General features: G+C 65.3%; 11 protein-coding genes. 7 read left to right on the top strand and 4 right to left on the bottom strand.

What is annotated here, in order from left to right; all coding sequences use genetic code 11:
• Positions 1-136 precede the first annotated feature (136 nt).
• The 6 genes from rpsU (at position 137) to gatB (ending at position 5,339) form a co-directional block, all read left to right on the top strand.
• A complete protein-coding gene (gene rpsU / locus GR702_RS06010) occupies positions 137-343 on the top strand; it encodes a 30S ribosomal protein S21 (protein WP_160985061.1) in 207 nt (68 codons plus the stop codon).
• 237 nt (positions 344-580) lie between these two features.
• Positions 581-1,129: an FKBP-type peptidyl-prolyl cis-trans isomerase gene (locus GR702_RS06005; protein ID WP_160985060.1), complete on the top strand. Its 549-nt coding sequence runs from the start codon at positions 581-583 to the stop codon at positions 1,127-1,129.
• Between the two features lie 8 nt (positions 1,130-1,137).
• On the top strand, positions 1,138-1,638 hold the full coding sequence (locus GR702_RS06000) for an FKBP-type peptidyl-prolyl cis-trans isomerase (RefSeq protein WP_160985059.1): 501 nt from the start codon (positions 1,138-1,140) through the stop codon (positions 1,636-1,638).
• A 117-nt stretch (positions 1,639-1,755) separates the two neighbouring features.
• A complete protein-coding gene (gatC, locus tag GR702_RS05995) occupies positions 1,756-2,058 on the top strand; it encodes an Asp-tRNA(Asn)/Glu-tRNA(Gln) amidotransferase subunit GatC (protein WP_160985058.1) in 303 nt (100 codons plus the stop codon).
• 121 nt (positions 2,059-2,179) lie between these two features.
• The gene (gene gatA, locus GR702_RS05990; RefSeq protein ID WP_160985057.1) at positions 2,180-3,664 is read left to right on the top strand and encodes an Asp-tRNA(Asn)/Glu-tRNA(Gln) amidotransferase subunit GatA; all 1,485 of its coding nucleotides are present in this window, start codon (positions 2,180-2,182) and stop codon (positions 3,662-3,664) included.
• A 172-nt stretch (positions 3,665-3,836) separates the two neighbouring features.
• The gene (gene gatB / locus GR702_RS05985; protein ID WP_160985056.1) at positions 3,837-5,339 is read left to right on the top strand and encodes an Asp-tRNA(Asn)/Glu-tRNA(Gln) amidotransferase subunit GatB; all 1,503 of its coding nucleotides are present in this window, start codon (positions 3,837-3,839) and stop codon (positions 5,337-5,339) included.
• A 358-nt stretch (positions 5,340-5,697) separates the two neighbouring features.
• Here gatB and GR702_RS05980 read toward each other — a convergent pair whose 3' ends face one another.
• The 3 genes from GR702_RS05980 to GR702_RS05970 all read right to left on the bottom strand — a co-directional run bounded on the left by GR702_RS05980 (position 5,698) and on the right by GR702_RS05970 (position 9,492).
• Entirely contained in the window at positions 5,698-6,000 is a 303-nt protein-coding gene (locus tag GR702_RS05980) for a hypothetical protein (protein ID WP_160985055.1), read from the bottom strand.
• Between the two features lies 1 nt (position 6,001).
• Entirely contained in the window at positions 6,002-8,932 is a 2,931-nt protein-coding gene (locus tag GR702_RS05975) for a M16 family metallopeptidase (RefSeq protein WP_160985054.1), read from the bottom strand.
• A gap of 104 nt (positions 8,933-9,036) precedes the next feature.
• A complete protein-coding gene (locus GR702_RS05970; protein ID WP_160985053.1) occupies positions 9,037-9,492 on the bottom strand; it encodes a nuclear transport factor 2 family protein in 456 nt (151 codons plus the stop codon).
• Positions 9,493-9,724: 232 nt separating this feature from the next.
• Here GR702_RS05970 and clpB point away from each other — a divergent pair, with 232 nt between their 5' ends.
• A complete protein-coding gene (gene clpB, locus GR702_RS05965) occupies positions 9,725-12,304 on the top strand; it encodes an ATP-dependent chaperone ClpB (protein WP_160985052.1) in 2,580 nt (859 codons plus the stop codon).
• A gap of 73 nt (positions 12,305-12,377) precedes the next feature.
• Here clpB and GR702_RS05960 read toward each other — a convergent pair whose 3' ends face one another.
• The gene (locus tag GR702_RS05960) at positions 12,378-15,383 is read right to left on the bottom strand and encodes a TonB-dependent receptor plug domain-containing protein (protein ID WP_160985051.1); all 3,006 of its coding nucleotides are present in this window, start codon (positions 15,381-15,383) and stop codon (positions 12,378-12,380) included.
• Positions 15,384-15,510: the final 127 nt, after the last annotated feature.

Below are 15,510 nucleotides of genomic sequence, written 5' to 3'. Positions count from 1 at the left end.
CACTTTGGTAACGGGCCAGCCAATCGAGCCGCTCCCCCCGCCGGGTGCGGCTGTTTAGGCTCTTGTGGATTCGCGGTTCGCCTCGCCATTTCGTGCAGGGGCGGGCCCGTTCTTATTTTGTGAGGTGTATCGGTTTATGCAGATTCTCGTCCGCGACAACAATGTTGACCAGTCCCTTCGTGCGCTCAAGAAGAAGCTGCAGCGTGAAGGCGTCTATCGCGAGATGAAGCTGCGCCGCCACTTCGAAAAGCCTTCCGAGAAGCGCGCCCGCGAAAAGGCCGCAGCCGTTCGCCGCGCCCGTAAGCTCGAGCGTAAGCGCATGGAGCGCGACGGCGCCAAGTAAGGCCTGTCAGGCGAGCCTTAGGGCCGCCTTCCTGCAGCGTCCTGCAGGGCACCTCAAGATCGCGGCCTGACAAATCCTGAATGGGCAGCTTGAACGCTGGGCCGGGTTGAGCCATGAGGGCGCGGAAATTGCTTTCCGCGCCCTTTGTGCGTCCGCGATCCGGGCGTGCGACAGGCTCGGATCTTCCGTTCTTTTTCGAAACTTCAGTGTCCTTTTTCCCGAGTACGAGGCAGATCCATGACAGAGATTACCCGCGTTCCGCTCCAGCCGATCGCCAAGGGCGCCGTCACGAAGCTCTGGCTGGGCGTTGCCGCGGTTGCTCTGGCCGCCGGCGGCGTTGCCTACGCAGCCCTGCCGCCCACGCCCAGCGTTAAGACGCTGACTGCCGGCACGGGCGATTCGCCGACGATGGAAGACGTGGTGCTCATCAACTACAAGGGCATGTTGATGGACGGCACCGTGTTCGACGAGAACAAGAGCTATCCAAACCCCGTGGCGCAGTTCGTGCCCGGTTTCAGCAAGGCGCTGATGAAGATGCAGCGCGGCGGCAAGTACGAGATCGTGATCCCTTCCGAACTGGCCTATGGTGCGACGCCGCCCGCCGGTTCCCCGATCCCGGCCGATGCCGACCTCAAGTTCGAGGTCGAACTGCTCGACTACAAGAGCCTCGCCGAAATCCAGCAGCAGCAGCGCATCATGCAGCAGCTTCAGCAGATGCAGCAGCAGGGCGCCGTTCCCGGCGCGCCGGGCGCTCCTGGCGCCGGGCCGGCCCCGGTTCAGCCCTGAGCGCTTCGATGAAGTCTGGCAGCGCCGGCCTCTTCGCGGCCGCTCTCCTCGGGGCGATCTTGCCCGGTGCTGCCTGTGCGCAGGCGGCGGCGCCAGTGGCTCCGGCTCCGGCTCCGGCTGCGGCGCCGGAGGTGAAAGTGGAAACCTTGCAGCCGGGCAGCGGCGACAAGGTGCCCGCTCATTCCTACGTGCTCATCAACTACAAGGGCATGCTGACCGACGGCACTGTCTTCGACCAGGCCGACCGGATGCCGATGCCGCTGGACGAGGTGGTCCCCGGCTTCGCCCAGGGGCTCGTCCAGATGCAGCGCGGCGGGCGATACAAGCTGACGATCCCGCCCGAACTGGGCTACGGTGCGCAGGCCTCCGGCCCGATCCCGGCGAACTCCACGCTGGTCTTCGAAATCGACCTTATCGATTACAAGACCGCCGAGGAAATCCAGGCGATCATGGCCCAGGCCCAGGCTGCCCAGCCGCAGGGCGGCGTTCCTGCCCAACCCGCGCAATAAGCGCCATGCACGGCGCGCCCGTGCTTGAAGGCGCCGCGCGCCGATGCTAGCTGCGCGGCTTCGAATACCGCCCGCTGAGCCGCCCTGCGCGGCCGGGCAAATCGTGAAGGAAAAGCCATGTCGGTCGATACCGCAACCGTGGCGAAGATCGCCAGCCTCGCGCGCATCAAGGTGAGCGAGCAGGAACTCGAAGCGATGGTGCCCGAACTCAACGGCATTCTCGCCTGGGTGGAGCAACTGGGCGAGGTTGACGTGACGGGGGTCGAGCCGATGACGGCGGTGATCCCGAACACGTTGCGCCTGCGAGACGACGTCATCGACGCCGACGCCCTGACCGGGGGCAATCGCCGCGAGGCCGTCCTTGCGAATGCACCGGCGGCCGAACACGGCTTCTTCGGGGTGCCGAAGGTGATCGAGTGACGCTTCTGCGACTGTCGAACTTCCATCTCATCGGCTTCGCACGTGTGCAGGCGCCGATTTCTCACTGCCCTGCCGTGATCAGCGGTGTTCCCGCCATCGCCAGGGCAACGGGTGAAGACACATGACCGAAATTACCGATCTTGGCGTTGCCGCCATCCGCGACGGCGTTGCCGCCGGCCAGTTCTCCGCCGCCGAAGTGGCCGAGGCGTTCAACGCCAACGTCGCTGCCGCGCAGGGTGCGCTGAACGCCTTCATCGTCGCCACGCCGCAGAAGGCGCTCGAAGCGGCAAAGACGGTGGACGATGCCCGCGCCAAAGGTGAAGCGCTTGGGCCCATGGCGGGCGTGCCGATCGGCATGAAGGATCTGTTCGCCACGGACGGCGTGCAGACGAGCGCCGCCAGCCACATGCTGGAAGGCTTCGTCCCCCGCTACGAATCGACCGTGTCGCGCAAACTCTGGGAAGCGGGCGCCGGGATGCTCGGCAAGCTCAACCTTGACCAGTTCGCCATGGGCTCCTCGAACGAGAGCAGCCACTTCGGTGCGGTCGTGTCGCCCTGGCGGCGTCCGGGAAGCAACGCCCCGCTTACCGCGGGCGGCTCGTCGGGCGGCTCCTCTGCTGCCATCGCCGCGCGGCTCGCTCCTGCTGCCACCGGCACCGACACGGGCGGCTCAATCCGCCAGCCCGCCGCCTACACCGGCACCACCGGCATCAAGCCGACGTACGGGCGCTGCTCGCGCTGGGGCGTGGTCGCTTACGCCAGTTCCCTCGATCAGGCGGGCGCGATGGCACGGGACGTGACCGACTGCGCGATCATGCTGGAAAGCATGGCTGGCTTCGATCCCAAGGACGCCACCAGTCTTGACATGCCGGTGCCGAACTGGACCGCCAGCCTGTCTGGGGACCTCAGGGGCAAGAAGGTCGGCATTCCGCGCGAGTACCGGGTCGAGGGCATGGCTCCGGAAATCGAAGCGATGTGGGAGCAGGGCATCGCATGGGCCCGGGATGCCGGCGCCGAAGTCGTCGAGGTCTCGCTGCCCCACACGCAGTATGCACTGGCCGCGTACTACATCATTGCACCCGCAGAAGCGTCGTCCAACCTCGCGCGATACGACGGGGTGCGTTATGGCCTGCGCGACCTGCCTGACGGCGCGGGTCTCCAGGACATGTACGCTGCCACGCGTGCTGCAGGCTTCGGAGCCGAGGTCAAGCGCCGCATCCTTATCGGCACTTACGTGCTTTCGGCAGGTTTCTACGACGCCTACTACACCAAGGCGCAGAAAGTCCGCACGCTGATCTCGCAGGATTTCGCCACGGCCTTCGAGGAAGTGGATGTCCTCCTGACCCCGACTGCGCCGACGGCTGCCTTCGCCCTGGGCGAAAACCAGGATGATCCGGTCGCGATGTACCTGAACGACGTGTTCACGGTTCCGGCCTCCCTGGCAGGACTGCCCGCGATGTCGGTGCCTGCCGGGCTGGATGCGCAAGGGTTGCCGCTGGGCCTCCAGATCATCGGGCGGCCGCTCGACGAGCAGGGCGTGCTGAACGCGGGGCTGGCGATCGAGAGCCAGGCACAGTTCGGCACCCGTCCCGAGCGCTGGTGGTAATCCGGAAAGTTGATGGCCATGTTGCGAAGATGCGGCATGGCTGTCGATGGGCCGGATCCCACGCCGGGAAGATGATAGAGCTGCCCGGCGCCGCAGTGTAGCCGGGCGGAAAACGAACCATGGGGCGAAGCGGCATGGCTGGTGCGTCGCTCCCGAAGCGGATCGAAAGACGATGACTGAATCCACCTATCGCATCCAGGGCGCCACCGGAGACTGGGAGGTCGTGATCGGCCTCGAGATCCACGCGCAGGTCACGTCCAATTCCAAGCTGTTCTCCAGCTCGGCCACGGCGTTCGGCGCAGAGCCCAACACGCAGGTCTCGCTGATCGACGCGGCAATGCCGGGGATGCTGCCCGTTCCCAACGGCGAATGCATTCGCCAGGCGGTTCGCACCGGCATGGCCATCGACGCGCAGATCAACAAGTGGTCGCGCTTCGATCGCAAGAACTACTTCTACGCCGATCTTCCGCAGGGATACCAGATCAGCCAGCTCTACCATCCGCTCGTGGGCGAGGGCTCGCTGACGATCGAGGCGGACGAGAAGGCCGGCATCCCGGAGACCAAGGTCATCGGCATCGAACGCATCCACGTCGAGCAGGACGCGGGCAAGCTGATGCACGATCAGCACCCCACGATGTCATACGTCGATCTCAACCGCTCGGGCGTGGCGCTGATGGAGATCGTCAGCCGCCCGGACATGCGCTCGCCGGCGGAGGCCGGGGCCTATGTGTCGAAGCTGCGCACGATCCTGCGCTATGTCGGCTCGTGCGACGGCAACATGGACCAGGGCTCGATGCGCTGCGACGTCAACGTCTCGGTGCGCAAGCCCGGCGATGAGTTCGGGACGCGTACCGAAACCAAGAACGTGAACTCGGTGCGTTTCGTCATGCAGACGATCGAGCACGAGGCGAACCGGCAGGTCGACGTGATCGAGGGCGGCGGCAAGATCGTTCAGGAAACCCGCCTGTTCGATCCGAACACCGGGACGACCCGCTCGATGCGCTCGAAGGAAGACGCGCACGACTATCGCTACTTCCCCGACCCGGACTTGCTGCCGCTCGAGCTGGACGACGCCTTCCTCGAGGAATGCCGGGCTTCGCTCCCCGAGCTGCCTGACGCGAAACGCGCTCGCTATGAAGGTGAACTGGGTCTTTCGACCTACAACGCGGCAGTGCTGACGGCAGACGTCGATACTTTCGGCTGGTTCGAGGCGCTCCTTGCCGAAACCGCCACCGCACAGGGCAAGGCTCCTGCCGAAGTCGCCAAGCAGGCGGCGAACTGGTTGATCTCGGAACTGTTCGGCGCGCTCAACAAGCTTGGCAGGAGCCTGGCGGAATCGCCTATCAGCCCCCAGCAGGCCGCCGAACTTCTGGCGCTGGTCGGCAAGGGCACGATCTCCGGCTCGATCGCCAAGCAGGTGTTGGAGATCATGCTCGAGACCGGCGACGGCGCCGGCGTGATCGTCGAGCGCGAGGGACTGAAGCAGGAATCCGACACCGGCGCGATCGAGGCGAAAGTGGACGAGATCCTTGCCGCCAACGGCGACAAGGTGGAGCAGTATCGCGGCGGCAAGGTCGCACTCTTCGGCTTCTTCGTCGGCCAGACGATGAAGGCCATGCAGGGCAAGGCCAATCCGCAGGTCGTCAACGAAATCCTGAAGTCCAGACTGGGCTGAAGCGCAGTTCCGTCAGGCAAAGTGCCGCGGGGAAGCTCCTGCGGCGCTTTGTGCCTATGTTGCGCAAACGTGACACCGGCAAGGTGATGCGCCGCTTCGACGCCGGATGGACGCGCAGCAGCAACAATGCGCTTGTCTTCGCCTTCGGCAATGTTATCGAGTGGGTAGCGAGACCGGGGGGTCTACCAGAAAATTTCGCGAGCGGGTTTGCTGCCGTGCGGCCTGTTCACGCTCGATCTCACCTGGGGGGGTGAGGGGGTCCGGCACTGCGCCCCGTGCGCGCGCGGTGCCGGACTTTTCACGCGCTGTATGCTTGCTGGCATGCCCTGTCATCGGACAGGGCATGCCGGGCATAGTTTCAGACCTGGCGCGTTCCCGTCAGTTCCATCGACCCGAACATCCCGGCCTTGATCGTGCCGGTAAGTTCGTCGCCCTCTACAGTCGCCTTGCAGTCCAGGTTCATGGGCATGGGCGAAGTCATCTTCATCGACCATGTAAGACGCTGCCCGTCGATCCGGCCATCGTTGATGTCCATGCTGCCAAGGTCGCCGGTTATGTTGCCGGTGAAGCTGTCGCCCTGTCCGGGTACGATCGTAAGCACGCCCTTCTGCCTGCCGAGGGGGGTATTGGTCACGCAGTTGAATGTACCTGCAACCGACATCTTATTCTCCTTGTGCTTCCTCGCCCGGGGCGGGCGAGGCGCTGTCTGCCGGACCCTGCCGCACTTCGACGGGAAGGCCCAGTCCCTTGAGCTGAGGCTCCACGATCCTGCGATCGCCGACGATTACCCAAGTCAGATCGCTGGGCTGCAGGTACTGCCCGGCAGCCGCGCCAATCCGCTTCGCATCGATCGCGCGGTAGGTTGCCGCGAGGCGGACGTAGTAGTCGTCCGGCCTGCCGAGCCGCTCGTTGCGGGTGATGGCGGCGAGCACCTGGCCGTTGGTCTCGAACTGGTTGGGCAAGCCGCGGATCGAACCGTCGGTCACGCGCTGGTACTCTTCGGCGGAGACGGGCTGCTTCGCCGGGAAGGCTGCCATGTCGGCCATGATGGCGCGCACCGAATCGCCGGTGCGGTCGGCCTGCACGGGCGCCATCACCTGCAGGGCGCGCGGCCCGGTGGACTGCGTGACTCCGGTGCGAACGCCGTAGCTCCATCCCTTCTCCTCGCGGATGTCGAGGTTGAGGCGCGAAAGGAAGCCGTCGCCGACGACTTCGTTGGCAAGCGTGAGCGGCTCCTGTCCTGCCGTGCGGCCCGTGAGCGGTAGCACCCGTCCGGCGAAGATGACCGACTGCGGCGAGTTCGGCCGGTCGACGAGGACGATGCGCGCCGAAGGCTTCGGGGTTGCCGCATCGAGCAGCTTGGCCGGGCGAGGCGCGGCCGGAGCCTTCCAACTGCCCAGCGCCTTTTCCAGCAGCGGCTTCAGTTCCGCCATCGTCACATCCCCGACTACGGTGATGCGGGCGAGGTCGGGACGCAGCCACTTGGCGTGGGCGGCGCGCAGCGCGGCCGGGGTGAGGGCGGACAGCGCCGTCTTGGTTCCAAGCCCGTCGCTCGGCTGCGCATAAGGATGATCCCCGAAGAGCTCGGTCCCCAGCGTGCGGCCTGCGAGAGCGGCGGGAGTGGATTCCACCTGCGCGAGTTCGGCTTGTGCCTGTCCGCGCGCGCGCTCGAAATCGGCTTCTGCAAACGCAGGGTTGAGCAGCAGGTCGGCCATGAGATCCAGCGAAGGCGCGAGGTTGGCGCTGAGGGCGCTCAGCATCACGCTGCTGGTGTCGAGCGTGGCGCCTGTGCCGATCGAAGCGCCGAGGCGTTCCTGCTCTTCGGCGATCTGCGTCGCGTTGCGGGTCTTCGTCCCTTCCTCGAGCATACCAAGCATCAGCCCCTGAGTGCCAGGGGTGTCGAGCGCATCGGCCGCATAACCGGCGTCGAAGTCGATCGAGAGGACGAGCTTGGGCACCGCCGTGCGGCGCGCCAGCGTCACCGGAATGCCGTTGGAAAGGGTCGCACGCTCGATAGCAGGGAACGAGAGCTCGCTGACTGGCGCCACCGGCGGCGCGACGCGCTTTGGGGCCGGGGCCAGCTTGGGAGCCTTTTGCCGCGCGTCAGGCTGCGGTGCGGCCTTTTCCTTTTCGTCGCCCCAGCCGCCCATTTCGTTGCCGCTGTCCGTACGCTCGCCGGGTACGATGGCCAGCTTGAAGACCGGGCGGCCCATCCACTTCTGCATGGCGCTGCGGATCTGCTCGGGCGTGAGCGCCGCAATTGCCTGCAGGTCTGCTTTGTAGTGGGCGGGATCGCCCGAGTAGATCTGGCCTTCCGCCAGCGTGGCGCCCTTGCCCGAGAAGCCGCCTACCTGCTCGAGCCCGCCGATCTCGCCCGAAAGGGTGCTCACGACGGCACGGCGTACCTCGTCCGGCGTGGGTCCGGCCGAAAGGAACTCGGCAATGACCTTGTCGAGCGCGGTTTCGGCGGCTGTACGTTCCACGCCCGGTTTCACGTCCATCGACGCTTCCAGCACACCCACCTGTTCGTAAACCTGCGCGGAGGCGCTGACCGACACCGCCTGCTGCGATCCGCGCACGAGGGCGTTGTCGAGCCGCGAACTGGCGAGGCCGCCCAGGATGTGCATGCCCACGCGCAGCGGGGCGGCATCCGGGTCGTTGAGGCCCGGCGCGCTCCACTGGCGCGTCAGGCGAAGGACGGGAACCTGATCGGTCATGTCGCGGGATACCGAAGCGGGCAGGGTGACCGGACCTGCCGCGACGGGTGCCACTTCCGGACCCTTGGGGATCGCTCCGAACCACTTCTCGACGAGCGGGCGCGCAGTGGCGGCATCGATGTCGCCCGAAAGCGCAAGCACCACGTTGTTCGGGCCGTAGTGGTCGGTGAACCACTTGCGCACGTCGCCTAGGCTTGCGGCGTTGAGGTCCGCCATGGAGCCGATGGTTGAGTGACGATAAGGGTGGCCCACGGGGAAAAGGCCCTCTGCCACGGCATATTCGGCAAGGCCGTAAGGCTGGTTGTCCCCCTGACGCTTCTCGTTCTGGACAACGCCGCGCTGCTTGTCGAGCTTGTCCTGGGTCACGGCCGGCAGGAGCGCGCCCATGCGGTCGCTCTCCATGAACAGTGCCAGATCGAGCGCGCCGGTAGGCACGGTCTCGACGTAGTTGGTGCGATCGTACCAGGTGGAGCCGTTGGTTGAAGTGGAGCCTGCCGCTTCCAGCGGGATGTCGAAATTTGGTACGTTGGACGAGCCGCCGAAGAACAGGTGCTCGTAGAGGTGGGCGAATCCCGTCCTGCCGCGAGGCTCGTTCTTGGAGCCGACCTTGTAATAGATGGTGACGCCGACGATCGGCGACTTGCGATCGGTGTGGACGATCGTGGTGAGGCCGTTGGCAAGGACGAACTTCTCGAACGGAATGTCCACGCGCGAGACGAGTTCCTGCGGCGATGCGGCGGCGGCGGCGCCTGTCGAGGGTGCAGAACTGCCCGGCAGCGGCCCGGCGCTGGCGAGCGGAGGCGCCGAAGAAGCGCAGGCAGACAGGGCAAGGGCGGCGGCAAGAGCTGTCACGCTCGACGTGGAAAAGGATCGCATGTTACGAGGTTAGCAGCTTGGCCGGCCGGTGCCAGAGGCAAAAGCCCGGCAATCCCCCAACCTCGCGCCTGTTTTTCACGAGGACGTCGGCGATGCGCCGGGTCTCAGCCGCGCCTGAATATCTGGCCCGAATCAAATCGTGTGATGCGCCATTCGCCATCTTCCTCCCGTCGACACTCCATCTTCACGTCGGCTACGGCGAGTGGGTCGCAATAAGCCTCGAAAGGACCCTCGCCAGGCGCCGCGAAGAAGACGAGCAGGTAGCCGACCCTGACATGGTCCGCGTCCTCGAAGCTGACGCGCAGAGAGGTGATGATGTGACGCATGGTCATGAGACCAGCGCCCGCACGCATCGTCTCGGCGCGGCTCTTGTAGAACGCCTCCACCTGCGCCAGCCCTTCGCGCCACTGGCCGCCGACGTTGTAGTGCACGTCTGCGGACAGGCAATCTGCCTCTCGCATTGAAAGGCCGTTGTGGATGTCGAGTTCGTCGCCCCACTCATAGATCACCTGCTTGATCGCGAGGACGTCTGCTGCCTGCTGGGGTGTAAATCGCGCCACTGGAGCCTCTTCCAATCGTTTCTGGCGGAAGGGTAGGGATCCTCCTGGCCGCATGCCACGCGGTTTGACATCGCGGCAGTCATTACCGCCCTGACGAAGTGCCTTGGCAATCACGCGGCGCGCTCCCATCTTGCCGCTCGGGCAATCCGCCAGAGCACGACTTCACCCAGCGACGCCCTTGTGTTGCATAAAGGCAACACTATATCTACGGGATCAGGAGGCAGATCAACCTATGAATCTCGAAAAGTTCACCGACCGCGCGAAGGGTTTTCTCCAGGCAGCGCAGACTGTCGCTATCCGCCTGAACCATCAGCGCATCACGCCCGAGCATGTCCTGAAGGCCCTTCTCGACGATCCCGAAGGAATGGCGGCCGGGCTCATCCGCCGTGCGGGCGGCAATCCGGCGTTCGCGACTCAGGAACTCGACAAGGTCCTTGCCAAGCTGCCCGCCGTCTCCGGCAGCGGTGCCCAGGGTGCGCCCGGGCTCGACAACGACGCCGTCCGGGTACTGGACGCGGCTGAGCAGGCGTCCACCAAGTCCGGCGACAGTTTCGTCACGGTGGAGCGGCTGCTTCTGGGCCTGTCGCTCGCCACCACCACGCCCGCAGGGCAAGCGCTGAAGGCGGCCAACGTCACCCCGCAGTCGCTGGAAGCGGCGATCACGGAACTGCGCGGGGGGCGCACCGCCGACAGCGCCTCGGCCGAGAACGCCTATGACGCGATGAAGAAGTACGCGCGAGATCTCACGCAGGCAGCCAAGGACGGCAAGCTCGATCCGGTCATCGGCCGCGACGAGGAGATCCGCCGCACCGTTCAGATCCTCGCCCGCCGCACCAAGAACAATCCGGTCCTCATCGGCGACCCTGGCGTGGGCAAGACCGCCATCGCCGAGGGTCTTGCCCTGCGCATCGCCAACGGCGACGTGCCCGACAGCCTCAAGGACCGCAGCCTCATGGCGCTCGACATGGGCGCGCTCATCGCCGGCGCCAAGTACCGGGGCGAGTTCGAGGAGCGCCTCAAGGCCGTGCTCGACGAGGTGAAGGGCGCCGAAGGACAGATCATCCTGTTCATCGACGAGATGCACACGCTCATCGGTGCCGGGGCCTCGGAGGGCTCGATGGACGCGGGAAACCTCCTGAAGCCGGCGCTCGCGCGCGGTGAGCTGCACTGCATCGGCGCCACCACTCTCGACGAGTACCAGAAGTACGTGGAGAAGGACGCCGCCCTGCAGCGTCGCTTCCAGCCGGTCTTTGTGGGCGAGCCGACGGTCGAGGACACGATCTCGATCCTGCGCGGGCTGAAGGAGAAGTACGAGCTGCACCACGGCGTGCGCATAACGGACGGCGCCATCGTGGCGGCGGCGACGCTTTCAAACCGCTACATCACCAACCGCTTCCTGCCCGACAAGGCGATCGACCTCATGGACGAGGCCGCGAGCCGCATCCGAATGGAAGTGGAAAGCAAGCCCGAGGAGATCGAGAAGCTTGATCGCCGCATCATCCAGCTCAAGATCGAGGAGATGGCTCTCGGCAAGGAGACGGACGAGGCTTCGAAGGACCGGCTCGCCACACTGCGGGCGGAACTGGCGAACCTGGAGCAGCAGTCCAGCGAGCTGACCACCCGCTGGCAGAACGAGCGCGACAAGATTGCCGCCGAAGGCAAGCTCAAGGAGCAGCTCGACGCGGCCCGAATTGAGCTGGAGCAGGCGCAGCGCGGCGGCGACTATGCCAGGGCGGGCGAGCTTTCCTATAGCACGATCCCCAGCCTGGAGCGCCAGCTGTCCGAAGCGCAGGCCTCGGCAGGCAACGCTCTCCTGCGCGAGGAAGTGACCGAGGATGATATCGCCGGTGTGGTCAGCCGCTGGACCGGCGTCCCTGTCGACCGGATGCTGGAGGGCGAGCGCGAAAAGCTTCTCAAGATGGAGGAAGCGATCGGCGCGCGGGTGATCGGGCAGAAGGACGCGGTTTCCGCCGTGTCCAAGGCCGTGCGCCGCGCGCGGGCCGGGCTGCAGGATCCGAACCGGCCGATGGGCTCGTTCCTGTTCCTTGGCCCCACGGGCGTGGGCAAGACGGAGTTGACGAAGGCGCTTGCCGGCTTCCTGTTCGATGACGACACCGCGATGGTGCGCATCGATATGTCGGAGTTCATGGAGAAGCATGCGGTCGCGCGGCTCATCGGTGCGCCTCCGGGATACGTGGGCTACGAGGAAGGCGGCGTGCTGACCGAGGCCGTGCGGCGCAGGCCTTACCAGGTCGTGCTGTTCGACGAGGTGGAGAAGGCGCATTCGGATGTCTTCAACGTGCTGCTGCAGGTGCTCGACGACGGACGGCTGACGGACGGGCAGGGACGCGTGGTAGACTTCACCAACACGCTGATCATCCTGACTTCCAACCTCGGCAGCCAGTATCTGACGCAGCTCGACGAGGGGCAGGACGTCGATACAGTCGAGCCGCAGGTCATGGAGGTGGTGCGTGGACACTTCAGGCCCGAGTTCCTCAACCGCCTGGACGAGATCGTGCTGTTCCATCGCCTCGGGCAGGAGCACATGGGCCCCATCGTCGACATTCAGGTCGGGCGGGTCCAGAAGCTCCTCAAGGATCGCAAGATCGTGCTCGACCTTACCGATGCAGCCAAGCGCTGGCTGGGGAGGGTCGGTTACGATCCGGTCTATGGCGCTCGGCCTCTGAAGCGCGCGGTGCAGCGCTATCTGCAGGACCCACTCGCCGAGAAGCTGCTCGCCGGCGAAGTGCCGGATGGCTCCCACCTTCATATCGACGACGGCGACGGCGCACTGGTGATGACGGTGGACTGAGCCGAGCCATCCCTCGGGAAACAAAAAAAGGGGGGCGAAAGCCCCCCTTTTCTCATGTTCCGGAATGATCGCCTCAGAACAGCTTGTCGGTGTTAACCTTGAAGCCGGCGTAGAAGAAGCGGCCCAGGCCAGAAATCGGGTAGCTGAGCATGCCGATGTCGGGCTTCTGGTCGGTCAGGTTGTTGACGCCTGCATAGAACTCGAAGTTGTCGTCGACCGAGTAGGCGACGCGAACGTCGTGCTGCGCCAGTTCCTTGTACCAGATGTACTTCTTTTCCGCCATGTCCGGATCGCCCGCGAGCTGTTCCGTGGTGTAGCGGCGGGTCTTGCTCTGGTAGATGAAGGCGTAGTTCAGTGACAGGTTGTCGAGGTTCCACGTCACGTCCGCGGAACCGCGCCAGCGCGGATTGTACTGCTCGAGCTTGTCGTCATCCAGGTCCGCACCGATGGAGGGTACCTCGGTCATGGTGTCGAGATAGCCGCCGTTCAGGTTGAACACGAAGGAGCCCACGTTATCCGTGCGCAGCACGTAGCGGATGCCGAAGTCGGCGCCCGAGGTGCTGAGTGCCGCGACGTTCTGCGGGCTGATGATGAAGCCGTTGCGGCGCGCCGGATCGTTGCCGTCGCCCAGCACCAGGCCGGTGCCCTGCTCGCGGAAGATGTTCGAGCAGAAGACATTGTCGATCGTCGGCTGGTCGACGCAGAGTTCTGCCAGCTCGGTCGGCGTGGTCGTGTTGACCGCGTCCTTGATCTTGATGTTGTACCAGTCGAACGTCAGCGTGAGGCCCGGAATGAAGCTCGGCTGCAGCACGACGCCTGCCGTCCAGGACTTCGCTGTTTCTTCCGAGAGGTTCGGGTTGCCGCCCGTGAGGCCGCGACGCGAGGTGGTGTTCTGCGCATCCGTGGATGGGCTGAAGTTCGCGATCTGGTCTGCGCTGAGGCCAAGGCCCGACAGCAGCGCGGCGCAGTTGGCGGCGCGATACTGGGTGCCGTTGTTGAGGCGCGAGACGTCGCACGGATCGGTGACGAACTGGAAGGTGCCGGACTGCGGGCGGAAAAGCTCGCCGATGTTGGGCGCTCGCACCGCCTGCGAGTACGAACCGCGGAAGCGCACGTCGGGGATCGGAGCGTAGATGCCGTCGATCTTCCACGTCGTCGTGCTACCCACCGTGCTGTAGTCCGAAAGGCGCAGTGCGCCCGACACGGAGAGCAGCTCGGCATAGGGCATGTCCGAAAGCAGCGGAGCGTTGAATTCGACGAAAGCTTCCTTCACGTCGAACTTGCCGCTGCTCACCGCCATCTGCGCCCAGTCGCGAAGCTCGCCATTGAGGAGCAGGTCGGACGGGGTGTTGCGGCTCTTTTCCTGCCGGTACTCGCCGCCCACAGCGAAGCCGAACGAACCGCCGCCGGGGAAGGTGAACAGCGAATCGAGGTTGCCCGAGATCGAGCCCGACACGACTTCCTGCGAGATCCTGGCATGGCTGACATCGTCGGCCAGCACCCAGTCGAGCGTTGCCTGATCGAACTGGTTCACGCCCAGGACGTTGAGCGGGCGACAGCCGCTGTTCGCGCCAGGCGTGAACGTGGAGGCCGGACCGCCGAAGTTGTTCGGGTCGATGACGCCGTCATACGACAGCGACGAGCGGCAGACGATCTGCCCGGTCGCCGGGTCGCGCACAGCGTCGAGCGCCGCATAGTACCGGTCGGCGATCAGGTTGGCGGTCTGCTTGGTGCGGACCTTGGTCTGGCCGTAGACGTACGAGATGTCGTACTTGAGGTTGCTGCCGAGGTCGCCGTCGAAACCGAGCACGATGCGCTTGGTCTTGCGGGTCGCATCCTCGCCGCGCAGCCCGAAGTCGAGGTGGTCGCGCGAGATGAGCGCACCTTCGGGAGCCGCGCCGGCTCCGAAACGGTCGTTCAGGAAGGCGTTGTCCGGGGCGAGGAAGGTGAAGAAGTCATACGCGGGCTGTCCGACCGAGTAGGCCTGGGTCTCCGCATACTTGCCTTCGGCGTAGAAGCGCAGCGCGGGCGAGAACTCGTAGCTCGCAAGCAGGTTCGCGACATGGCGCGAGGTTTCGGGAAGAAGGTCGCCGAAGTACCCGGCGAGGGGGGTATTCGATCCGCCGACGGCACGGCTGGTGCCGATGATCTGCTGGCCACGGTCGTAGACCAGGCCGCTGCCGGTGTAGTCGGGGATACCGTCGAGATCGAGGTCAACGGCGCCGTCGATCGCGCTGTCCGGCCAGGTGAGATTACCGTAGACGATGCGGTCGGGGACGCTGGGATCGTCGCTGCCGTCGGCGAGCGGAAGATCGTCCTGGTTCTGCAGGATTTCGCGATAATGGGCGGGATCGCCCGAGAACTTGCGCTTGGCCGAACCGAGCCGGTCCTGCTTGTTGTATTCATAGGCAAGCGCGATGTTGCCGCGCCCGTCGCTGAAGTTCTTGCCCGCAAGAGCGCTGAAGTACCGGTTCGCGGCATCGCCCTTGGACGAGATGCCGGACTGACCGCGTACCGAAAGACCTTCGAAGTCACGCTTCAGAACGAAGTTGACGACGCCCGACACGCCGTCCGCGCCGTAGATGGCCGAAGCGCCGCCGGTGAGCACGTCGACCTGTTCGATGAGGTCCTGCGGGATCGTGTTGATGTCGACTGCAGCTGAATTGGCGAGGCCCGAGACGTGGCGCTTGCCGTTCACCAGCACCAGGGTGCGGTCTTCGCCAAGGTTGCGCAGGTTCAGCAGGTTCAGGCCGGTTCCGCCAAAGCCTGCATCCGCGCCGCCAGCCAGCGAGTTGCCGGTGGACGCCGAAAGCGCCGGGTTGCGGAGCAGGATGTCGGTGATGTTGGTGCGGCCGGTCTGCTCGATCTGCCCTGCGGTGATCGCGACGACGGGGTTTGCAACTTCAAGCTCGGGACGAGCGATGCGCGAACCGGTGACGACGATCGCGTCGCCGGCGTCTTCCACGCCGGCATCGTTGGTGGCCGCCGCGTCCTGTGCATGCGCAGCCGGCATCGCGAGAACGGCCAGTGCGGGAAGGACCGCGCCGCCGAGAAGCAGGGCGCTTCTGCTCGAAATCATGAATGTATTCCCTCGTTGCATACGGGCATGCCCCACTCGACCTGCCGCGACCGGCGGAACTATGCCGCGCCTGACCTTATGGTGCCCAAAAATGCGCTTCAGCGGCAACACCCAGTGCAACAAATAT

The sequence above is a fragment of the Novosphingobium silvae genome (assembly GCF_009856825.1).
In the GTDB taxonomy this organism is placed as follows: domain Bacteria; phylum Pseudomonadota; class Alphaproteobacteria; order Sphingomonadales; family Sphingomonadaceae; genus Novosphingobium; species Novosphingobium silvae.
The sequence above is the reverse complement of the archived record's forward strand: the minus strand, read 5'-3'. Positions and strand labels throughout refer to the sequence as shown.